This is a genomic window from Pseudomonas sp. RG1 (assembly GCF_025910115.1).
GTDB lineage: Bacteria > Pseudomonadota > Gammaproteobacteria > Pseudomonadales > Pseudomonadaceae > Aquipseudomonas > Aquipseudomonas atacamensis.
This window is the reverse complement of record NZ_JAPCIK010000037.1, coordinates 78,846-100,757: the sequence shown is the minus strand read 5'-3', so window position 1 is coordinate 100,757 and position 21,912 is coordinate 78,846. Positions and strand designations below refer to the sequence as shown.

The following is a 21,912-nucleotide window of genomic DNA, read 5'->3' as shown; positions in this document are numbered from 1 at the left end:
CCCCCCGCCCCCCGCCCCCCCCCCCCCGGCCCCCCCCCCCCCCCCCCCCCCCCCCCCCCAGCCCACGCCCGCGCCCGGGGCCCCCCCCCCCGCCCCCCCAAGACGCAAGGTCAGGCGCTGCAAAACTCAGGTCGGGCAAGTGTCCTTGCCGTTATCCAGCCCCTGTTTGTAGACATGGCTCTGCAAACTGGCCTTGCCGTTGTGCCACTTCAGGGTCAGTACATACAGCGAGTCGAAGTCATCGCCGGCCCAGTCATCGGTGATCTTCTGCCGCTCGCCCACTGCGTTGCCAGCGACCTTGTTGATCAGATCCGGCAGATAACCGTGGGACCAGGCGGTGTAGATCGTCGAGTTGTGGTATTTCTCGTCCAGCAGCTCGCGGGCCAGATCGCTGGTGTCGTTGGCGGAGAACTCGATGTTCACCGGCAGGCCGAGCTTGATCGCGGCCGGGCTGATGGTCATCAGCGGACGAATGTAGCTGTAGGAATTGTCCAGCTCGCCTTCCTCGACGTTGCGCGTCGGGTTGGCGGCGAACACGTAATCGGCCTTGCCGAATTTTTCCGGCAGCAGCGTCGACAGGTCGATGGCGCGGTTCAGGCCCTGGCAGTTGAGCTGGCCGAGGCCGCCTTCGGGCTTTTCCGCGTGGCGCAGGAACACCAGCGTCTGCGTGCCGTCCGCTGGTTGTGCGCGGCTTTCGCTGGATTCGAGGGACAGAAACAGCGCGCTGACTGCCAGCAGGGAGGGCAGGGCCACGTACGCGCGATGTTTGAAGCGTTTGGCGAAACTCATCAGATTCGTCATCAATTTGAAGGTTCTTCAGCAAATCAGTTAAGGCTGACAAACCTTGGCACCGCGGGCTCCCAGCACCGGGTGTTTCCCTGTCATGAACAGCTTCCTCTGCGAGAAAGGCATAACTCAGAGTCCTGTAACGCCGTTTGGTTCGTTCCAGGCCAGTGCGCAGCACTCTAGCGGCAACCTTTGCGGGCATGTAGGCAGGTTAGCGACAGGATGTTACGGTTCGTGTAGGCGCAGCGGCAGGCCTACTTTATGATCGGTTTTCAATTTGTGACTGGATGCTTCCAATGACCGATCTGTCTGCATTCCCGATTACTCAGAAATGGCCGGCGCAGTACCCGGACTGGATTCAGCTCTACTCCCTGCCGACCCCCAACGGCGTCAAAGTGTCGATCATGCTCGAAGAGATTGGCCTGCCGTATGAGCCGCACCGCGTCGGTTTCGACACCAACGACCAGACCTCGGCGGAATTTCTCTCGCTGAACCCGAACAACAAGATCCCGGCGATCCTCGACCCGCATGGCCCGGAAGACAAACCGCTGCCGTTGTTCGAATCCGGCGCGATCCTGATTTATCTCGCCGACAAGAGCGGCCAGTTGCTCGCTCAGGAAGGCGCGCTGCGCTACGAGACCATTCAATGGCTGATGTGGCAGATGGGCGGCGTTGGCCCGATGTTCGGCCAGCTCGGCTTCTTCAACAAATTCGCCGGCAAGGATTACGAGGACAAGCGCCCGCGTGATCGTTATGTCGAAGAGAGCAAACGCCTGCTGAACGTACTCAACACCCGCCTCGAAGGCCGCGACTGGATCATGGGCGAGCGCTACACCATCGCCGACATCGCCACGTTCCCGTGGGTGCGCAATCTGCTTGGCTTCTATGAGGCCGGGGATCTGGTCGGGATTCAGAGTTTCCCCAATGTCACCCGAGTGCTGGAGCGGTTCCTCGCGCGTCCGGCGGTCATTCGTGGCCTGACCATCCCGTCCTGACCCAACACAGTCGCCACTGTGGGAGCGAGCCTGCTCGCGAAAGCGTCGTAACAGACACCATTTTCGTGTCTGATCCAGCGCATTCGCGAGCAGGCTCGCTCCCACAGGGGGAAATGCGCGATCAGCAGCAGGATTATTACAAGCCCGGTAACGCTCTCTTGATTGATCCAGGTTTGTCCCACACCCGCCGCAAGGCATAAGCTTCGCCCCCTACGACTTTCGTCTCATCCGCTGTTTTCAGGAAAGGCCCCATGTCCAGTCAGTTCCCCGAAGCACGTCCCCGCCGTCTGCGCCGCAATGCGAGCCTGCGCAGTCTGTTCCAGGAAACCGAGTTCAGCCTGAACGATCTGGTCCTGCCGATCTTCGTCGAGGAAGAGATCGACGACTTCGTGCCGATCACCAGCATGCCCGGCGTGCAGCGCATTCCCGAGCGCAAACTGGCCAGCGAAATCGAGCGCTATGCCCGTGCCGGCATCAAGTCGGTGATGACTTTTGGCGTGTCCCATCATCTCGATGCCAACGGCAGCGACACCTGGCGCGAAGACGGGCTGGTGTCGCGCATGTCGCGCATTGCCAAGGACGCCGTGCCGGAAATGATCGTGATGTCCGACACTTGCTTCTGCGAATACACCGATCACGGCCATTGCGGCGTGATGCACAACCACGAGGTCGACAACGACCAGACCCTGATCAATCTCGGCAAACAAGCCGTGGCCGCCGCCCGCGCCGGGGCTGACGTGATCGCACCGTCGGCAGCAATGGACGGCCAGGTGCGCGGGATTCGCCAAGCGCTCGACGCTGCCGGCTTCACGCAGATTCCGATCATGGCCTACTCGACCAAATTCGCTTCGGCACTCTACGGCCCGTTCCGCGAGGCCGGCGGCAGCGCGCTCAAAGGCGATCGCAAAAGCTATCAGATGAACCCGATGAACCGCCGCGAGGCCCTGCGCGAATCGCTGCTCGATGAGCAGGAAGGTGCCGATGCGCTGATGGTCAAACCGGCCGGCGCCTACCTCGACATCATCCGCGACATCCGCCAGGCCTCGAACCTGCCACTGGCGGCGTATCAGGTCAGCGGCGAATACGCGATGATCAAGTTCGGCGCCCAGGCCGGCGCGATCGACGAAGAGCGCGTGGTGCGCGAAAGTCTTGGCGCAATCAAGCGTGCCGGGGCGGATCTGATCTTCACCTACTTTGCGATGGATCTGGCACTCGCCGGGATCTAAGCTGCACTTCGTACCCCTGTGGGAGCGAGCCTGCTCGCGAAGAGGCCGGATCAAGCACCACAAAAACCAGAAAGGCCCCGCAACCGTGAAGCTGCGGGGCCTTTTTTACGACGCGATGACGCTTAGAAGTCGATCGTCCCCGACAACTTCGCCACTCGCGGTTCGCCCTGGGTCAGGTAGCCGCCCTGTGCCGATTCCCAGTACTTCTTGTTCGCCACGTTCTCAACACCGAACCGCACGGTCACGTCCTTCTCCGACACCTTGAACGCATAACGCGCGCCGGCATCGAAGCGGTTCCAGGTTGGCAGGCTGAGGTTATTCGCCGCGTCGGCGTATTGCCCGCCGGTACGCAGCATCCGCGCATTCAGCGCAACGCCTTGCAGGCCCGGCACGTCCCAATCCACGCCAGCGTTGAACTGGAAGGTCGGCACGCCGATGGCGTGGTTACCGTCGTTGGCGCCGTTGAGGGTGTTTTTCAGTTCAGTGTCCATCAGCGTCAGGCCGCTGATCAGGCGCAGGCCGTCGATCGGCTCGCCGAACACGTTCATCTCCACGCCTTTGTTGATCTGCTCGCCTTCGCGCACATAGGTGCAAGTGGTGGCGCTGTTGATTTCGCAGTAGCCGTCGCTCGGCTGTTCGATGCGATAAACGCCCAGGCTCGCGCCGTAGGTGCCCATGTCGACTTTCACGCCCAGTTCGGTCTGCTTGGAGCGTTTCGGTGCGTAGACTTCGTTGCCGTTGGTCACGCGGAAACCACCGGAGCTGGTCGGCGAAGTCGGCCCTTGGGCCAGGCCTTCGATATGGTTGGCGTAGAACGACACATGCTCCCACGGCTTGAACACGATGCCGTACACCGGCGTGGTGATCGACTCGTCGTAGCTCGACGAGCGCGGGCCGCTGCCGTAGCTGGCGTAGCTGTAACCCTGCACCACCAGTTGCTGACGACGCAGACCGGCGGTGACCAGCAGGCGATCATCGAAGAACCCGAGGGTGTCGGAAATCGCCACACTGCGGTTGAAGGTCTTGCCAACGATGCCTGGATCGTTGAGATCGCCACCGGCGAAGTTGCCGACCGGCGCTGGGGTAGTGATCGGGTGATAGATGTTGTTCGAGTAGCGGGTCAGGTCGAAGTCATAGGCACTGCGCTGCTCGGCCCAGATCCCGGTCAGGCCGAAATTCAGCTTGTGGCTGACCGGGCCGGTGTTGAATTTGCCGTTGAGACCGGCCATGACGCTGGTGTTGTCCTCGTCATGCGGGACGAACGAGCCAGTGGTGAACGACGCGCCGCTGTTGCCGACCAGTGTGGTCGAGTTGTAGCGGCCGACTTCACGGGTGTGCTTGGCGCCACCGGCGGCGTAGGCGGTCCAGTTGTCATTGAGGTCGTATTCGGCGCGGAGCATGCCGAAGGTGTCTTCGATGTCGGTGTAGCCCCATTTCGGCGCGTAGTTGGTGTCCGCCGATGGCGCGTCCGGGATGTGCGTGGCGGTGCCGAGGTTGACCGAGCTGCGGCCACCGTTGACGCGTTCCTTCTGATATGCAAAGTCACCGGAAACCCGTAGCGCATCGCCTCGATAATCCAGGCCGATGGCGAACAGTTTTGAGCGCTGGTTCTCGTGATCGATGCCGGTGTCGCCTTCGCGCTGCGACAGGTTGACCCGCGCGCCGAAGCGGTTGTCTTCACCGAAACGCTGGCCGATATCGAAGTGATGACCGATGCGGCCTTCGCTGTTGATGTCGGTGGTGTAACGGCGCAGCGGCACGTCGCCGGCGCGCTTGGGTTGCAGGTTGACGCCGCCGCCGATGCCGGAACCGGTCGGGGTCACGCCGTTGATGAAAGCGTTGGGGCCTTTGAACACTTCCACGCGCTCCAGCGCATCGGTGGAAATGATCTGCCGGGGCAATACGCCGTACAGGCCGTTATAGGAAATGTCGTCGCCATTGAGCGGCAGGCCGCGAATCATGAAGACCTGCGCCTGGTTAGAGAAGCCCGAGGCCTGGCGTACAGAGGAATCGTTGAGCAGTACATCGGCGACGTTTTCCGCCTGCTGATCCTGGATCAATTGCTCGGTGTAGGACGCTGCGCTGAAGGGCACGTCCATCATGTCCTGATTGCCGAGCACGCCCAACTGGCCGCCGCGCGCAACCTGACCGCCAGCGTAGACCGGGGGCAGGGCGTTGGGCGCAGGGGCCTGGGCATTGACGTTGACGTCGTCGAGCACCAGCGCTTTGCTGTTTTGTTCAGCAGCGTGAGCGGTGACGGTCAGGGAGCACAGCAGGGCAAGCAAAGTCGGGCGAAATGGAGCGCCGAGTCGAGCTGAAGCGGGCATGTCGGATACCTGGAGGCGAACGGCCAATGAAAAAATAAGGGCGGCGCGGAACTCCTTGCGCTAATGCGACTCCAGGCGCGAATGATAGGGTTTCGCAGTAACGTTTTGCAATCAGTTTGTCATCAGCGTGGAGCTGCCGAAGGCTGCGATCTTTTGATCTTGATCTGATCTGCAAAAAGCAAGATCAAAAGATCGCAGCCTGCGGCAGCTCCTACGGGGGTTGTGTATGGTGTTGTGGCTAATTTGATTGGATGGAGCAACATGCGATTACTCATTACTCTCGGCGCCGTGCTGCTGCTCGCCGGTTGCGCCAGCCAGCGCAGCAACGAACCGGCGCCGCGTCCGCCGGCCGAAGTGAAGGCTGAAATCGTTCGGCTGTTGCCGGCGAAAACTGCCGACCGTCAGGGCTGGGCCACGGACATCTACGCCGCGTTCGCCGCACAGGGCATCAACACCACCACGCAGAATCTGTGTTCGGTACTGGCCGTGGCCGAGCAGGAATCGACTTTCCAGGCCGACCCGACGGTGCCCGGCCTGGGCAAGATCGCCCGCGACGAAATCGATCGCCGCGCCGCCAAGGTGCACATCCCCAGCCTGCTGGTCAGCGGCGCTCTGCAAGTGCGCTCGCCCAACGGCAAGAGCTATAGCGAACGACTGAATGCGGCGCGCAGTGAGAAAGAGCTGAGCGCGATTTTCGACGACTTCATCGGCATGGTGCCGATGGGCCGCACGCTGTTCGGCGGCTTCAACCCGGTGCACACCGGCGGGCCGATGCAGGTCAGCATCGAATTCGCCGAGGAGCACGCCAAGGATTATCCGTACCCGGTGGACGGCACAATTCGTCGTGAAGTGTTCAGCCGGCGCGGCGGCATGTATTTCGGCATCGCCCATTTGCTCGGTTATCCGGTGAGTTACCGTGAGCCGTTGTATCGTTTCGCCGATTTCAACGCCGGCTGGTACGCCAGTCGCAATGCCGCGTTTCAGAATGCGGTCAGCCGCGCTTCCGGCATCCCGCTGACCCTGGACGGCGACCTGATTCGCTACGACTCGATCATGCCCGGCAGTACCGAACTGGCGGTGCGCACCCTCGGCAAGTCGCTGGGCATGCGCAACCCGACGATTCGCGATCAACTGGAGAAGGGCAAAACCCTGGAATTCGAAGAGACCAAACTCTATCAGCGCGTGTTCGAACTGGCGGAGCGGGCCGAAGGCAAGGCGTTACCGCGCGCGGTATTGCCGGGGATTGTGCTGCAGAGTCCGAAGATCACCCGCAAACTCACCACAGCCTGGTTCGCCAAGCGCGTGGACGAGCGCTACAAACGCTGCATGGCCAAGGCCGGATAAAACACGCAGACATAAAAAACCCGGCTGCGGGAGCCGGGTTTCTCTGCGGTGTTGCGCTTGCAGTCATGCATCAGGCAACACGGCGTTCGATCAGACGATCCGAACCACCTTCGGCAACGCGGCGTTCGATCAGACGATCCGAGCCACCTTCAGCAACACGGCGTTCGATCAGACGATCCGAGCCACCTTCGGCAACACGGCGTTCGATCAGACGATCCGAGCCACCTTCGGCAACGCGGCGTTCGATCAGACGATCCGAGCCACCTTCGGCAACGCGGCGTTCGATCAGACGATCCGAGCCGCCCTCAGCAACACGGCGCTCGATCAGACGATCTGAACCACCTTCAGCCAGACGGCTTTCGATCAGCTTGTCCGAACCGCCTTCGGCGATCATGGTGTGCGCCGGGGTGGCGGCGAAAGCGTTAACTGCGAAAACCGAGAAAGCGATGCTGAGAAGAGTCTGGCGTTTCATGATGGTGTGCTCCGGGGTGTTGTTGGTTGGTATGGAGCTGATGTTACGCCCGGAATTTTTTATGAGAACTTCATTGCCGTGATGGTGAACATCGACGTCGATGATGATTGATGTAGGAGCTGCCGAAGGCTCGGGCCGCGATCGGACGATCTTTTGATCTTGATTCTAAGAAAAATCAAAAGATCGCAGCCTTCGGCAGCTCCTACAGGGGACATTACAAGACTTTGACCGCACGCCCGATCGCCTGAATCGGCCCGGTCGGTTTGCCGATCGGTGAGCCGTTGGCGCCTTCCAGGGTCAGCTCAAACAGCTGGTTCGGTTGCAACGGCGGCAGTTTGTCCAGTGGCACCGACAACGCCTGCCCCGGCTTGACCAAGCCCAACGACACCGGCCCCGACCAGCCGTCAGCCTTGGTCCAGAACTCCAGCGCCTTGTCCGCCGGCACCTCGACCACTCCTAACGGAATCAACTGGATCTCGCGCGCATTGCTCGCCTGAATCACCCAGCCCGGCGCCTTGTCCTGCGGCGCCACCAGCACCACCAGATAACTCGGTTTCGGCGCAGTCTGGGTCAGCAGCATCGTGCCGAGGATCAATGTCGCCGCCAGCCCGGCCGCGCTCAAGCCGCGCCACAGCGGCAGCAGATTCCACCACGAGGTTAGCGGTTTCTTCACCGTCAGCCGTTCGAGACTGCGTTCGATACGAGGCCATAACTGCGCCGAGGGTTGCTGAGGTTCGGCCAGATCGGTCAGCTCCAGCAGACGCCGCTCCCAGGCATCAACCGCTGCACGCAATTCTGGATCGTTCGGCAGGCGCCGTTGCACCTCGATGCGCTGCTCGAACGACAAGGTGCCGAGCACATACTCGCCGGCCAGTTCATCCCGTTCCTGCGCTGATTCGCCGGTCATCCCATGCACTCCCGCAAAGCATTGAGGCTGCGCTTGATCCACGCTTTGACCGTGCCCAGCGGCGTGTCGAGGCGTGCGGAAATCTGCGCGTGGCTGTAACCGTCGACGTAGGCATGGAGAATGCAGCTGCGCCGCTGCGGTTCCAGCTGTTCGAGGCAGCGATGAATGCGCGCCGAGTGAACATCGACCGCCTCATCAGGCGCCGCTGCCTCATGTTCTTCACTGAACGGCGTTTCCCGACTTTGCTTGCGCAGCTGATTCAAGGCCAGGTGCCGGGTCACGCTGAACATCCAGCCCCGCGCCGAACCCCGCGCCGGGTCGAACCCGGCCGCACCGTGCCAGATCTTGATGAACGCCTCATGCACAATGTCCTCCGCCAGCGCCGTATCGCGCACCAGCCGCTTGGCCACGCCGAGCAGGCGCGGGCCTTCCTGCACATACAAATCGCGCAAAGCCGCGCGCTCGCCCCGGGCACAGGCGGCGAGGCGGGCTTCGTAATCGAAAACGGATTCGGGTAAAGGCATGGGGTGCAATCTAGCTCACATTTCCCAAACATCCAGACGCATTGTTCCCTGTGGGAGCGAGCCCGCTCGCGAATGCGGTGGGTCAGAAAGTAATAAGGCGACTGACCCTCCGTCTTCGCGAGCAGGCTCGCTCCCACAGGATTGTGCACTGCTTCCGAATATCAGTTCGCCGCCCAGAAAATATAATCCGCCTGGTATTTCACCACTTCCTGCTTGCCCTTGTTCGCCATGGTGCACTCACTGCCCGGCGCGACGCCGCCCTTGAGCGCGACACGCTGGATATAGCTGACCCCGGTCATCGCACCTTTGCCCTCGGCCGGATTGGCCTTGACCAGTTGATAGGGCAGGTTGCCCGGGCTCGACGGTGCCACGGCGAGTTGCGTGCCGGTGACTTTCGAACCGTCCTTGGCTTGCCAGGTCGCTGGCGGGCCGAAATAGGTGCCGACCTGTTTGCCGCTGCGATCATTGAGCACCGCTTTCGGGCCGACAAAGGTCCATTCGGTCTGCCCGGCCATATTGGGCTTGTCGCGGCATTCGTAGGTGATCTCGCCAACCCCGGTGGTTTCCAGGGCAATCTTGTGCCCGTCCGGCACCTTGATCGCGTCGGGATAACTGCTCTGGGCGAAGGTGGTCGCGGTGAAAGCGAGCAAACCGGTGAAGCCAATCAGCTGGGTGATGTTCATCCGATGATTCTCCGAAAAGGGAAGGGCGCTGACAGCACCAGAGTGGGCTGTTACAGGGACTACCCGTGACGGAGGCGATTGGATGCAGTGCCGGAAAAATAAATTTCAAACACCACCGATCAAACCTGTGGGAGCGAGCCTGCTCGCGAAAGCGTCGGGTCAGTCAGCACTTATGTGACTGACGCAGCGCATTCGCGAGCAGGCTCGCTCCCACAAGGCTCTCTGTAAGGCTTGAGGCCCGAGGCTTTCAGTAACTCTTGGGTGTACGGATGTTTCGGCGCAGCGAAAATCTCCCGCGACGAGCCTTGTTCAACCACCTTGCCGTCCTTGATCACCATCAAGTCATGCGCCAGCGCATGCACCACCGCGAGATCATGGCTGATGAACAGGTACGTCAGCCCATGCCTGATCTGCAACTGGCGCAACAACTCCACCACTTGCTTCTGCACCGTGCGATCCAGCGCCGACGTCGGTTCGTCGAGCAGGATCAGCGCCGGTTCCAGCACCAGTGCGCGGGCGATGGAGATGCGCTGGCGCTGGCCGCCGGAAAACTCGTGGGGGTAACGATGGCGGCTTTGCGGGTCGAGGCCGACTTCCTCCAGCACGCGAATCACCGCTGCCTCGCGCTCGGCCTCGCTGCCGATGCCGTGGGTCAGCAAGCCTTCGGCGATGATCTGCTGCACTGACATGCGCGGGCTGAGGCTGCCGAACGGGTCTTGAAACACCACCTGGATCTGCCGGCGCAGCGGGCGCATCAGGCGCTGATTGAGCAGGCTCAACTGCTTGTTGCCGAAACGGATATTGCCCTCTGATTCGACCAGTCGCAGGATCGCCTGGCCCAGCGTCGACTTGCCCGAACCCGACTCGCCGACGATGCCCAACGTCTTGCCGCGTTGCAGGGTGAAACTGACCCCGTCCACCGCTTTGATGTAATCCTGCTGACGGCTGAAGAGTTTTTTCGGCAGGGGAAACCACACCTTCAAATCATCGACTTCCAGCAGGTTGTGCTCGTACTCACTGGGCACTGGCGCGCCGCTCGGTTCAGCCTCGATCAACAAGCGGCTGTAAGGATGTTGCGGCACCTGGAATAGCGTCTCGCAATCGGCCTGTTCAACGATCTCGCCTTGACGCATTACGCACACACGCTGAGCGATCCGGCGCACCAGATTGAGGTCGTGGCTGATCAGCAACAGCGACATGCCGAGGCGCTGCTGCAGTTCGATCAGCAGTTCAAGAATCTTCTGCTGTACGGTTACGTCCAGCGCCGTGGTCGGCTCATCGGCAATCAACAGTTCCGGCTCGTTGGCCAGCGCCATGGCGATCATCACCCGTTGCCGCTGACCACCGGAAAGCTGATGCGGATAGGCTTTCAAGCGCTGCGACGGCTGGCGAATACCCACCAGCTCCAGCAGCTCCAGCGTCCGCGCGCGGGCGGCGCGGACCTTGAGGCCCTTGTGGATTTCCAGCACTTCGCTGATCTGTTTTTCCACCGTGTGCAGCGGGTTCAGCGAAGTCATCGGCTCCTGGAAAATCATCGCAATGCGATTGCCGCGCAGACCACGCATCTGCTGTTCGCTGGCGTGCAGCAAATCCACGCCGTTGTAGCGAATCGCGCCGCTGCTGTTGACGTTCTTGCCCGGCAACAGACGCAGAATCGAATGCGCCGTCACCGACTTCCCCGAGCCGGATTCACCGACCAGCGCCAGACACTCGCCACGGCGGATTTCCAGGTTCACACCGTGCACCACTTCCTGCCCGGCGAAGGCGACGCGCAGGTCGCGGATCTCGATTAAATGGTCTTGCATGTCAGCTCCTCGGATCAAAGGCATCTCGGCACGCTTCACCGATGAAAACCAACAAAGACAGGATCAGCGCCAGGGCAAAAAACGCTGTCAGCCCCAGCCACGGTGCCTGCAGATTGCGTTTGGCCTGGCCGATCAACTCGCCCAGCGACGCGGTGCCGGCGGGCATGCCGAAGCCGAGGAAATCCAGCGCGCTCAGGGTGGCGATGGCGCCGGTGAGAATGAACGGCAGGTAGGTGAGGGTGGAAGTCATGGCGTTGGGCAGAATGTGCCGGCGCATCAGTTCGCTGTCGGTCAGGCCCAGCGCCCGCGCGGCTTTCACGTATTCGAGATTGCGTCCACGGAGGAACTCGGCGCGCACCACGTCGACCAGCGCCAGCCAGGAAAACAGCGCCATGATCCCCAGCAGCCACCAGAAACTCGGCGAGACGAAGCCGGACAGAATGATCAGCAGATACAGCACCGGCAGCCCCGACCAGATTTCCAGGACGCGCTGCCCGAGCAAGTCGACCCAGCCGCCGTAGTAGCCCTGCAAGGCCCCGGCGAGAATGCCGATCAACGCGCTGATGGCGGTGAGGATCAGCGCGAACAGAATCGAGATCCGCGTGCCGAAAATCACCCGCGCCAGAACATCGCGAGCCTGATCATCGGTGCCCAGCCAATTGCTCGAAGACGGCGGGCTGGGCGCCGGTTCGGTGAGGTCGTAGTTGACCGTGTCGTAGCTGAACGGGATCGGCGGAAACAGCATCCAGCCGCCCTGATCCTCGATCAGTTTGTGTACGTAACTGCTGGCGTAATCCGGTTGGAACGGCAGCTCGCCGCCGAAATCGGTTTCCAGGTAATCGCTGAGGATCGGAAAGTAAAAGGCGTCGTGGTAGCGGATCACCAGCGGCTTGTCATTGGCGATCAACTCGCCACCGAGGCAGATCAGGCACAGGCCGATGAACAGCCACAGTGACCAGCGCCCACGGCGGTTGGCCTTGAATTGCGCGACGCGGCGCTGGCCCAGAGGCGACAGTGTGAACATCAGGCAGTCCTCGCCGAGAAATCGATGCGCGGGTCGAGCAGGGTGTAGCAGAGGTCGCCGATCAGCTTGATCAGCAGGCCGAACAGGGTGAACAGAAACAGCGCGCCGAACACCACCGGATAGTCGCGCGACACCGCCGCTTCGTAGCTCATGCGCCCGAGGCCGTCGAGATTGAAGATGGTTTCGATCAGCAGGGAGCCGGCGAAAAACACTTCGATCAGCGCCGACGGCACACCGGCCACCACCAGCAGCATGGCGTTGCGAAACACGTGGCCGTACAGCACGCGCCGCTCTGTCAGGCCCTTGGCTCGTGCGGTAATCACGTACTGCCGGCTGATCTCGTTGAGAAAGCTGTTCTTGGTCAGGATCGTCAGCGTGGCAAAGCCGCCGATCACCAGCGCCGTGACCGGCAGCACCAGGTGCCAGAGGTAGTCGCCGACCTTGCCCAATGTGCTGAGGCTGTCGAAGTTGTCCGACACCAGTCCCTGCACCGGAAACCAATTGACGTAACTGCCCCCGGCGAACACCACGATCAACAGAATGGCGAAGAGAAACGCCGGCATCGCATAGCCAACGATGATCGCGGTGCTGCTCCAGACATCGAAGGCGCTGCCGTTCTTGATTGCCTTGCGAATGCCCAGCGGGATTGAAATCAGGTAGGTGATCAGCGTCGCCCACAAGCCCAGCGACAGCGACACTGGCAGCTTCTGCACGATCAGGTCGGTGACCTTGGCGCCGCGGAAGAAGCTGTTGCCCAGATCCAGTTGTGCGTAGTTTTTCAGCAGCAGCCACAGGCGTTCGTGCAGCGGTTTGTCGAAGCCGTAATGGTGTTTGATTTCCTCGATCAGCGCCGGGTCCAGCCCACGACTGCTGCGCCCGGCACCGCCGACCGCCGCGACTTCGCCACCGCCGCCCATGCTGTGCCCGCCAAAGCCTTGCAGGCGGGCGATGGCTTGGTCCACCGGCCCGCCGGGCGCGGCCTGCACGATAAGAAAATTCACCACCAGAATGCACAACAGCGTGGGGATGATCAGCAGCAAACGGCGACTTAGATAACGCAGCATGTCACTGGCCTCCCGCAAGCTGAGCGCTCATCTGCTGCGTCGTCAGCGGCTTGGCTGAGACTTCCCACCAGGTGTTGAGGCCTTCGTCATACGAAGGTTGCACGGCTGGCATGCCGAAGCGGTTCTGATACACCGTCGGCGTGCCTTTGGAGTAGTAGTTGGGAATCATGTAGTAACCCCATTGCAGCACCCGGTCGAGGGCGCGGGCGTAATGCACCATGGCTTCGCGGCTGTTGGCCTGGACCAGCCCGTCAATCAGTTGATCGATTGCCGGATCGGCCAGCACCATCGCGTTCGAGCTGCCGACTTGCGTGGCACTTTGCGAGCCATACAGGCTGTACAACTCGCGGCCCGGGGAGACGATCGGATCGCCACTGCGCGGGAAAGCGCAGACGATCATGTCGTAATCGCGGGCGTTGAGACGGTTGATGTATTGCGCCGAATCGATGCGGCGCAGATTGAGTGTGATGCCGATCTGCGCGAGGGTGCGTTTGAACGGCAGCAGCATGCGATCGAAGCCGCCCTGACCATCGAGAAAGGTGAATTCCAGCGGCTCGCCGGCGGCGTTGACCAGACGATTGTTTTTCGCCGTCCAACCGGCTTCGGCGAGCAGCTTCAGCGCTTGCAATTGCTTGTCGCGGATGTAGCCGCTGCCATCGGTTTTCGGCGCTTCATAGACCGTGGTGAACACCTCGTCAGGAACCTTGCCGCGCAACGGTTCGAGGATCTTCAATTCCTCGGCATCGGGCAGGGCGCTGGCGGCCATTTCACTCTTGGGCCAGAAGCTGTTCTGACGCACGTAGAAGCCGCGCATCATCTGTTTGTTGGTCCACTCGAAATCCCAGAGCAGGCTGATCGCCTGACGCACGCGGCGATCCTTGAAGAACGGGTTCTGCAGGTTGAACACGAAGCCCTGAGCGGCGGTGGGTTTGTCCGGGGCGAGGATCGACTGTTGCAAACGACCGTCGCGCAATGCCGGGCTGTCATAGCCGACCACATAACCGGACGAGGAGAACTCGCGGTTGTAGTCGAACGCACCGGCCTGCAGCAGTTGGCGAGCGACGTCGGTGTCGCCGTAGAAATTCACCGTCAGGCTGTCGAAGTTGTACATGCCGCGACTGACCGGCAGGTCCTTGCCCCACCAGTCCGGGTCACGCTGGAAACTGATGCTGCGCCCGGCGTCGACCTTGCTCACCCGGTACGGCCCGCTGCCCAGCGGTGGCTCGAAGCCGCCGCCATTGGCGAAGTCGCGGGTTTTCCACCAGTGCTCGGGCAGCACCCGCAGCGTCGCCAGATCCAGTGCAAGGGTGCGATTGAGGTTGTTCTTGAAGGTGAAACGGACCTGGCGTGGACCTTCGACCAGCACGTCCTGCACGTCGGCATATTGCTGGCGATAGCTCAGGCTGCCCTTGGTCATCAGCAAATTGAAGGTGTAGCGCACGTCTTCGGCGGTGATCGGCGTGCCGTCGGCAAAGCGTGCCTTGGGGTTGAGGGTGAAGCGCACCCACAAACCCTCCGGATCGCGCTCGATCTGCTGCGCAACCAGAGCGTAAACCGTGTAGGGCTCATCCAGCGAACGGAACGCCAGCGGAGCGTATACCCAGTCATTGACCTGCACCACGGAAATGCCCTGATCGGCATACGGCGTGATGTAGTTGTACTGACCGATCTCCATCGACGCACGGCTGAGCGAACCGCCCTTGGGCGCGTCGGGGTTAACAAAATCGAAATGCTTGAAGCCGGCCGGATACTTCGGCGCCTCGCCATACACCGTCAGCGCATAACTGCCGCCGGCCAGCGCCGAAGTGCCAGTGCACAGCAGCGCACTGCCGAGCAGCAGGCCAGCCATGTTGCGCAAAAAACTCATGAAGTCACCCTTGAAATCCCTGAAGGAACCCGGACCCCCGGTGGGAGCGAGCCCTTGTGGCGAGGGGATTTATCCCCGATCGACTGCGCAGCAGTCGCAAGATCAATGCATGCGTTACTTCTGATGCTCCGCGTCGGCAGGTCCTGGGGGCGCTTCGCACCCCATCGGGGATAAATCCCCTCACCACAAAGGCTCGCTCCCACAGAGGGATGCGTTTTATTTGGGGTTAGAAGTGGTAAGTCATGCGCGCAAACAATGTCCGGCCCAGCGGGTCGGTGTAGCGCGGGTCATAGCCGCTCTGGAAGTTGTAGGCCTGGTTGGAGAACGGCGGGTTGCGGTCGAACACGTTCTTCATCCCGGCATCGACGTCGAGCACCTTGTTGAAGGTGTAACCGGCCGACAGATCCCACACCGAATACGAGGCCACGCGCGAATGGGTGTCGCGGTCATAGTCGTTGTAACCGGTGGTGAAGCGGTTGGTCAGCGCTGCTCGCGCCGCACCCAGGCTCCAGCTGCCGGTGAGGTTGTGCTTCCAGCGCGCGATCACGCCGTCACCCTGAAAGTCGCCGACCTTGTCGGTGAACGGGCCTTTGATGGTGCTCTGGAAGTCGTACTCGTCGACATAGGTGCCTTGCAGGCCGAGACCAAACTGACCGTACGGCGTGTTCGGGAAGCGATAGTCGAGCGACACGTCGACGCCATTGGTCTCGACGATGCCGAGGTTGGCGTTGCCGGTGACGATGTAGTTGAGCGTGCCGTCGGCGTTGCGCACGAAGCGGTCCGGGTAGGATCCGGCCTGATCGAACACGGTGGATTCCGGGAACGGCTGGATCTGGTTGGAGATGTGAATCCACCAGAAATCCAGACCCACGGACAGATTGCTGATCGGCTGGTAGACGAAGCCCAACGTCACGTTGCGCGCCTTCTCCGGGGCCAGATCCTCGTTGCCGCTAATCTGGTTGAGGAATTGCTGACCGCAATCACGCCCGCCGTTACCGCCCGGTTGCACCACACCGCCGGTACACAGCACGGGATCGTTGTAGAAACCCTGGGTGAAGGTGATGCTGCGCGGCGAATACAGTTCATACAGCGACGGCGCGCGGAAACCTTCGCTGTAGGCGCCACGCACCACCAGCTCTTTCAACGGCTGATAACGGAACGAATATTTCGGGTTGGTGGTGCTGCCGAAGTCGCTGTATTTGTCGTGGCGCACAGCGGCGGACAGTTCAAGGCTGTCGAGCACCGGCACGTTGAGTTCGGCATAGGCGGCCTTGACGCTGCGATCACCTTCGACGCTACCGGCCGGGTCAATGCCGAGGCTCTGGATGTCGCCGGCGAACGACTCGAAGTCCTGATGGAATTTCTCCTTGCGGTACTCGCCGCCCAGCGCCAGACCGGACGGACCTGCGCCGAACCAGTCACCGATTTCACGGCTGACGCGACCATCGAACCCGGCGACGCGGCCTACGGCTGTGGAGTAGGCGCCGTGGTACGCGGCGGCGTCGATGTACTGCTGGCCGGCAGCGGTCTGCGGGCCGAACGGGTTGAGCAAACCGCTGGCCAGGCCGTCAATCATCGCCTGATCGCTGACATAGCCACTGGTGACGCTGGAGACGATTTTGTTCTGGTTGTACGAGGCGCCGACGTTGTAATCCCAGCCGCCAACCAGACCATCGAAGCTCAGCAGAAAGCGCTGGCTGGTGTTCTGGTCTTTCGATTCACGCGGGCCGGCAGCGGTTTCACGCCAGTTGACGTCGACCGGTTGGGTCGGATCGAGGGCGAAATCGGTCGGCGCCGGGGTGATGCCGTTGCCGGGGTAGTAGGGCGACGAGCTGTCGAGGCTCAGACCGGTCAGTGGCGCCGGGCCGACGGCGACGGCGTTGTTGTTGCGCGACCAGAAATATTCGAGGTTGGCGTTGTGATCATCGCCGAGCTTGGCAGTGGTCTTGCCGAAGAACGAGGTCTTCTCGGTCTGTGGCACCAGATCGATGTATTCACGGGTGCTGAAGCGGCACAAGCCGTCGCGGGCGATCAGGTTGGGGCCGTTGCAATTGCTGTTGGCCAACGGGTTGGTGGCGTTGCCGTTCTGGCTGTAGTTGCCGGGGAACGCGGTGCCGGAGGTCTGATCGAGACCGCGACCGGGCGCGTAGTCGGTGGCGAAGGAGCGGTCGTTGGCGTCGAGGTTCTGCTGCTTGTTGTAGTTGAACACGCCGAGGACGTTGAAGCGGTCTTCTTCCAGATCGCCGTAGCCCCAACTGGCGCTCATGTCCTCGGTCGCGCCGCCACCGCTGTGGGTCGGCGTTTCGCCGCCCAGGGTCAGGGCGCCATCGGTGAGAGATTTTTTGGTGATGAAGTTGATCACACCGCCGATGGCGTCGGTGCCGTACAGGGCCGAGGCGCCGTCGCGCAGCACTTCCACGCGCTCGATGGCGGCGAACGGGATCATGTTCAGGTCCACCGCGCCGCCGGCCGAGTTGGTCCCCGACAGGGCGTTGTTGGCCAGGCGTCGACCATTGAGCAGCACCAGCGTCTTGTTCGCGCCGATGCCGCGCATGTCGGCAAACGACGCACCGCCAGTGGCCGCGCCGACGGAGCCGGCGCTGTTGTTGATCGACTGGCTGCCGGTGATGCGCTGGACCAGTTCGGCGGTGGTAGTCACGCCCTGTTTGCGCAGCTCGTCAGCCTTGAGAATGGTGATCGGCACCGCCGTTTCCGCATCGACCCGGCGAATCGCCGACCCGGTCACTTCGACCCGTTGCAGTTGCGTGGTCGGCGCCGCCACGACGGCGGCTGCCGGCGTGGCGCTGTTGTCGTCCTCGGCCGCTTGTACGGTCCCGGCGCCCATCCCCATGGCCACCAGATACAGCGGAACGAAACGGTGGCGAGACATGGTTGCCACCAAAGGTTTGAGCGTGAAGCGTGGAGTGTTCATCAGCATGGTTGTTTCCGATTTTCAGACGTTATCGAATTGGCCTTGTGAGCCGCTCATTGCTCCGCTTCCGGTGATACCGCGCGCGGAAAACCACTTTCTTCAAGCAAGCCGATCCCCTCCGAAGACGCGTGGCGTTTTTTCGGTCGGCCGGGTGCGACGGGATTTCTTTTTTCAGCGGTGCCGGGCGGATGCTTTCAACAGCCGCCCGGCACCGTCATCAGTGGGTGGTCATCACCGAAATCTTGCTGATGCCGGAGCGTTCGATCGATGCCATCGCCTTGGCCACCTGGCCGTAATTGACGGCGGCATCGGCCTGCAATTGCACACGCACTTCGGCGTCTTTGGCCTTGACCTCCTTGAGGCTGGCCTCGAGGGATTCCGGGGCCAGTTCGGTCTTGGCCAGATAGAACTTGCCGTCCTGATCGACGCTGACCACCACCGGGTCTTTCTTTTCGGCAGGGGCGACGGCATCGGTTTTCGGCAGGTTGACCTTGATCGCGTTGGTCATCAGCGGCGCGGTGACAATGAACACCACCAGCAGCACGAGCATGACGTCGACCAGCGGCGTGACGTTCATTTCGCTGAGCACTTCATCGCTGTCTTGGGTAGAGAAGGACATCAGCTGGCCTCCCGCACGGCGTTGGTGCTTTTGCTGGCAATGGCCTGGCGGCTGATGGAAAACGCACTGCGCGAGGCGAGGGCGTCGAAGTCGTGGGCGAAGTCGTCCATGTCCGCCGAGGCGAGTTTCAGCCGACGCAGGAAGAAGTTGTAGATCAGCACTGCCGGCACGGCGACGGCGATGCCCACGCCGGTGGCGATCAGCGCGTGGCCGATAGGCCCGGCGACCGCTTCAAGGCTGGCCGAGCCGGTTTCGCCAATGCTTTGCAGGGCTTCCATGATTCCCCACACGGTGCCGAACAGGCCAATGAACGGCGCGGTGCTGCCGATACTGGCGAGGATCGCCTGGCCGTTTTCCAGCGAGCGACGTTCTTTCTGGATCTGCTGGCGCAGGTTGCGTTCCAGGCGGTCGGAGCGGTTGATGGTGTGCGCCAGTTGTTGCGTGGTGCGTGGCGACTCTTCCACCAGCAGGGCTTCGAAACCGCTGCTGGCGATGCGCGCCAGCGAGCCTGGATACTGGCTGGCGTGTTCGGCGGCGGTGAGCAGGTCCGGCGCGCTCCAGAAGGCTTTGGTGAACTGTTTGTTCTGCGCTTTCTGGCGTAGGTACTGGGCCGACTTGACCAGCAGGATCGCCCAACTGACCACGGAAAACAGCACCAGGCCCCAGAGCACACCGGGGACAATCATCGAAGACAGTGAATCGTTCATGGCTACACCTCGCTTGCGTTAATCAGTAATGAGTCGGTTGCGCCGTCATTGCGGCAATTTGAAATCGATGGTCTGGGTGGCGAAGCCGTCGATCGGCGTGTCACCGCGCTTGGCCGGAATGAACTTCCAGTTCTTCACCGCCGCGACGGCCGCCTCATCCAGTTGCGGCTTGCCGCTGGACTTGGTCACCGTCACGCTGCCGGCACGGCCGTTGGCCAGCACCTGAATGCGCAGCACCACGGTGCCTTCCCAATTGCGCCGCAGCGCCAGCGACGGATATTCCGGCGGCGGGTTGCCAAGGCTGGCCAGGCCGGATATCGCCGCCGACTCCTTGACCGGAGCGGGCGCAGCAGGGGGTGCCGGTGGTGCGCTTGGTGTTGTCGGCGCCGCAGGTGCGGCAGGTTGCGCCGGGGCCGGCGGCGCTTTCGGTGGCTCGACTTTCTTCACCGGTTTGGGTTTCTCGACCGGTTTTGGTTTTTCGATTGGCTTGGGCTTCTCCACCGGTTTGGGCGGCGGCTTGAGCGCGTCCTCGTCTTCCACCGGCTGCTCGGGTTCCGGCGGCGGTGGAGGCGGGGGCGGCGGTGGTGGTGGTTCCGGTGTCGGCGGGGCCGGAGGCGTCGGGCTGGTCAGCTCGACGGTCATTTCCGGAATTTCCGGCGGCGTCGGCAGTGGCTCCGGCCGCGCCTGATGGAAGAACCACCACGCGCCGCCGTGTATCAGCGCCGACACGGCGATCAGCAAGAGCATCTGTGGTTTGTTCAACCCGCCGGGTCGTGACGTATTGGCTGTAAACGCCGGCCTGCCCGTTGCCGGCGAGACCGGCGCTTGCTGCAACGGCCCCGGCAGGGTTTTGTGCTTTACCGCATCGTTCATTAAAGCTCCCTCGGGTCAGATGAAGGGCAATAAGGTGCCGTCCGAACATATGGCTGATGTTCGAGTGAGTGGGTGCAACTTTCTTCAAGGTGTACGCGGGCCGATAGTTGGACTATCTGTTTAAACGGCCTCGAACAAACTTAGTGGCTTAGTAGCATCTATATCGATTGTTCATTATCCATTCCGTGGCTTGTTGTTGTGTGGAGACGTGAGCTGTCTCAGGTTTGTTACAGTTTGCAACAGGTGTGCCAGATGTTGCTGAAACCGGTTGAACGCAAATCTTCGGTGTTACTGGTGTCGCATTTATATAAGTTTCAGTTTCGCCCACTGTTTATTCGGCGCGAAGCGGTCCTCAAGTCCTCGCAGAAGGGCTTTTTCCAGAGCGAGTCAGAGGGAACGCTGTATCACGCCAATCGGCGGGATAGAGCGGCTGCTCGGTGATCAGGCTTAGCACCTATCGGTGCGTAGCGAATCGATTTGGTGCAGGTCAGTCATTAGCGGTTCACAGGACATGTTCCTTATTTTGATTCTGGAGTATTGGTTAACTGCATCACATTCGGGCGTGCGCTTTTGGTGCAACTTCAATGACGGAAAGTCATTGTTCGACAATCTCGTTGTTGTGCCTTTTATTAATTGCCGTATTTAAAAAATAAATAACACTTGGCGCCCGGCGATCGCTCGATCGCCAGGCACGCAAAGTGTGCATTGGGTTTCAGGTAATAAAGGAGAAACGCGCCAGGCTGAATAGGCTCGGCTGAACTTGGGCCTGGATTTGCGAGTGAGTGGGGTATGTCGTACGGCGGAGCATTTGAAGATTCACAGGTGAACTCCTTGTTGCCAGCTCGGACAGGCGAACTTTTGGTTCGCTGTCGCACCTTACAAGAACGCGGATAGCGTTCGATGAATGCTCTTGGTGCGGGATGGGCACCGCCAGCGCTGATTGGCGAAGGTTGATTTCGCAAGTCGGCAGTGCATGGGAAAAACGTGCCAATCACGACACATTTGCAGAATTTTCTACGTCAGGCCAGCCAGCCATCTACCCTGTGCGAAGGCCTTATCGGGGGAACGGACATGTACCAGCTCTACGGGCACAAGAATTCCGGCGCGGCTGCCATCGAGGCGGCACTGGAGTTGTGCCAGATCGCCTATCGCTTCATTGATACCGAAGCCAGCGCCGAGGCCGACGAGGCGCTGGGCAAACTCAATCCGTTGAAACAGATACCGACCCTGCAACTGCCGGACGGCAGCGCCATGACCGAAAGTGCGGCGATCCTGATTCACTTGGGCCTGACGTTTCCCAAGTCCGGCCTGCTGCCGAGCAAGGCAGCCGATCGTGATCAGGCGATTCGCGGTCTCGCCTATATCGTCAGCAATTGCTATGCGGCGGTCGGCATCATCGATTACCCCGAGCGCTGGCTGAGCACGCCCGACGAGAGCGCACGGCAAAACCTGATCGCCGGCACGCGCCAGCGCCTGCACTTCAGTTGGGAGGTGTTTGCCGATCAGTTTTCCGGAGAGCTGTATCTGGATGACGAAACGCCCGGCGCGCTGGATGTGCTGGCGGCCGTGGTAAGCCGCTGGGCCGGCAGCCGCGAACACCTGCGCCAGACCCGCCCGGGCTTTTATGCGTGGCTGCAAAGGATCGACCGGCACCCGGTGCTGGCACCGGTGTTTGAGCGGCATTGGCCGGCCTGACGGCGAGATCGTTCCCACGCTCTGCGTGGGAATGCCTCAATGGACGCTCCGCGTTCGGCTAT

At 61.4% G+C, this 21,912-nt stretch carries 18 protein-coding genes; 4 read left to right on the top strand and 14 right to left on the bottom strand.

All coding sequences use genetic code 11. The features are described from left to right. Positions 1–126: 126 nt before the first annotated feature. The gene (locus tag OK411_RS18835; RefSeq protein WP_024013504.1) at positions 127–801 is read right to left on the bottom strand and encodes a hypothetical protein; all 675 of its coding nucleotides are present in this window, start codon (positions 799–801) and stop codon (positions 127–129) included. 281 nt (positions 802–1,082) lie between these two features. Between OK411_RS18835 and OK411_RS18830 the strand changes: the two genes are divergently transcribed. Both OK411_RS18830 and hemB read left to right on the top strand, forming a co-directional pair. Next, on the top strand, positions 1,083–1,781 hold the full coding sequence (locus OK411_RS18830; protein ID WP_073471373.1) for a glutathione binding-like protein: 699 nt from the start codon (positions 1,083–1,085) through the stop codon (positions 1,779–1,781). 251 nt (positions 1,782–2,032) lie between these two features. Further along, on the top strand, positions 2,033–3,007 hold the full coding sequence (gene hemB / locus OK411_RS18825; protein ID WP_024013502.1) for a porphobilinogen synthase: 975 nt from the start codon (positions 2,033–2,035) through the stop codon (positions 3,005–3,007). 122 nt (positions 3,008–3,129) lie between these two features. On the opposite strand, the gene OK411_RS18820 is transcribed toward hemB, so the two are convergent. After that, on the bottom strand, positions 3,130–5,334 hold the full coding sequence (locus OK411_RS18820) for a TonB-dependent receptor (protein WP_122750536.1): 2,205 nt from the start codon (positions 5,332–5,334) through the stop codon (positions 3,130–3,132). 261 nt (positions 5,335–5,595) lie between these two features. Between OK411_RS18820 and OK411_RS18815 the strand changes: the two genes are divergently transcribed. Next, positions 5,596–6,678: a DUF1615 domain-containing protein gene (locus OK411_RS18815; RefSeq protein WP_110603796.1), complete on the top strand. Its 1,083-nt coding sequence runs from the start codon at positions 5,596–5,598 to the stop codon at positions 6,676–6,678. Between the two features lie 70 nt (positions 6,679–6,748). Here the strand turns inward: OK411_RS18815 and OK411_RS18810 are convergent, their stop codons facing one another. The 12 genes from OK411_RS18810 to OK411_RS18755 form a co-directional block, all read right to left on the bottom strand. Continuing rightward, complete coding sequence (locus OK411_RS18810) at positions 6,749–7,150, bottom strand: hypothetical protein (protein ID WP_125918125.1); 402 nt, start codon at positions 7,148–7,150, stop codon at positions 6,749–6,751. Positions 7,151–7,364: 214 nt separating this feature from the next. Further along, positions 7,365–8,057: an anti-sigma factor domain-containing protein gene (locus OK411_RS18805; RefSeq protein ID WP_016775384.1), complete on the bottom strand. Its 693-nt coding sequence runs from the start codon at positions 8,055–8,057 to the stop codon at positions 7,365–7,367. Beyond that, entirely contained in the window at positions 8,054–8,581 is a 528-nt protein-coding gene (locus tag OK411_RS18800) for a sigma-70 family RNA polymerase sigma factor (protein ID WP_076563589.1), read from the bottom strand. The genes OK411_RS18805 and OK411_RS18800 overlap by 4 nt, the downstream gene beginning before the upstream one ends. A 161-nt stretch (positions 8,582–8,742) precedes the next feature. Beyond that, positions 8,743–9,264 (bottom strand): DUF3455 domain-containing protein, encoded by a 522-nt coding sequence (locus OK411_RS18795; protein WP_016775383.1) that lies wholly within the window; start codon positions 9,262–9,264, stop codon positions 8,743–8,745. 170 nt (positions 9,265–9,434) lie between these two features. Next, positions 9,435–11,069 carry an ABC transporter ATP-binding protein gene (locus OK411_RS18790; protein ID WP_264365517.1) on the bottom strand — a complete coding sequence of 545 codons (1,635 nt, stop codon included), beginning with the start codon at positions 11,067–11,069 and terminating at the stop codon, positions 9,435–9,437. A 1-nt stretch (position 11,070) separates the two neighbouring features. Beyond that, positions 11,071–12,093, bottom strand: coding sequence for an ABC transporter permease (locus OK411_RS18785; RefSeq protein WP_122750544.1), 1,023 nt, complete (start codon positions 12,091–12,093; stop codon positions 11,071–11,073). Then, entirely contained in the window at positions 12,093–13,157 is a 1,065-nt protein-coding gene (locus tag OK411_RS18780) for a microcin C ABC transporter permease YejB (protein WP_264365516.1), read from the bottom strand. The genes OK411_RS18785 and OK411_RS18780 overlap by 1 nt, the downstream gene beginning before the upstream one ends. 1 nt (position 13,158) lies before the next feature. Then, complete coding sequence (locus OK411_RS18775; protein WP_264365515.1) at positions 13,159–15,024, bottom strand: extracellular solute-binding protein; 1,866 nt, start codon at positions 15,022–15,024, stop codon at positions 13,159–13,161. A 226-nt stretch (positions 15,025–15,250) separates the two neighbouring features. Beyond that, positions 15,251–17,962 carry a TonB-dependent receptor gene (locus OK411_RS18770; RefSeq protein WP_264365514.1) on the bottom strand — a complete coding sequence of 904 codons (2,712 nt, stop codon included), beginning with the start codon at positions 17,960–17,962 and terminating at the stop codon, positions 15,251–15,253. A gap of 211 nt (positions 17,963–18,173) precedes the next feature. Then, positions 18,174–18,575 carry an ExbD/TolR family protein gene (locus OK411_RS18765; protein WP_016775377.1) on the bottom strand — a complete coding sequence of 134 codons (402 nt, stop codon included), beginning with the start codon at positions 18,573–18,575 and terminating at the stop codon, positions 18,174–18,176. Then, on the bottom strand, positions 18,575–19,282 hold the full coding sequence (locus tag OK411_RS18760) for a MotA/TolQ/ExbB proton channel family protein (protein WP_122611220.1): 708 nt from the start codon (positions 19,280–19,282) through the stop codon (positions 18,575–18,577). Before OK411_RS18760 ends, OK411_RS18765 begins: the two co-directional genes overlap by 1 nt. A 45-nt stretch (positions 19,283–19,327) precedes the next feature. Continuing rightward, complete coding sequence (locus tag OK411_RS18755; RefSeq protein ID WP_122611221.1) at positions 19,328–20,155, bottom strand: TonB family protein; 828 nt, start codon at positions 20,153–20,155, stop codon at positions 19,328–19,330. A 1,071-nt stretch (positions 20,156–21,226) separates the two neighbouring features. Here OK411_RS18755 and OK411_RS18750 point away from each other — a divergent pair. Continuing rightward, on the top strand, positions 21,227–21,850 hold the full coding sequence (locus OK411_RS18750) for a glutathione S-transferase N-terminal domain-containing protein (RefSeq protein ID WP_073471360.1): 624 nt from the start codon (positions 21,227–21,229) through the stop codon (positions 21,848–21,850). The last annotated feature ends 62 nt before the right edge of the window (positions 21,851–21,912 follow it).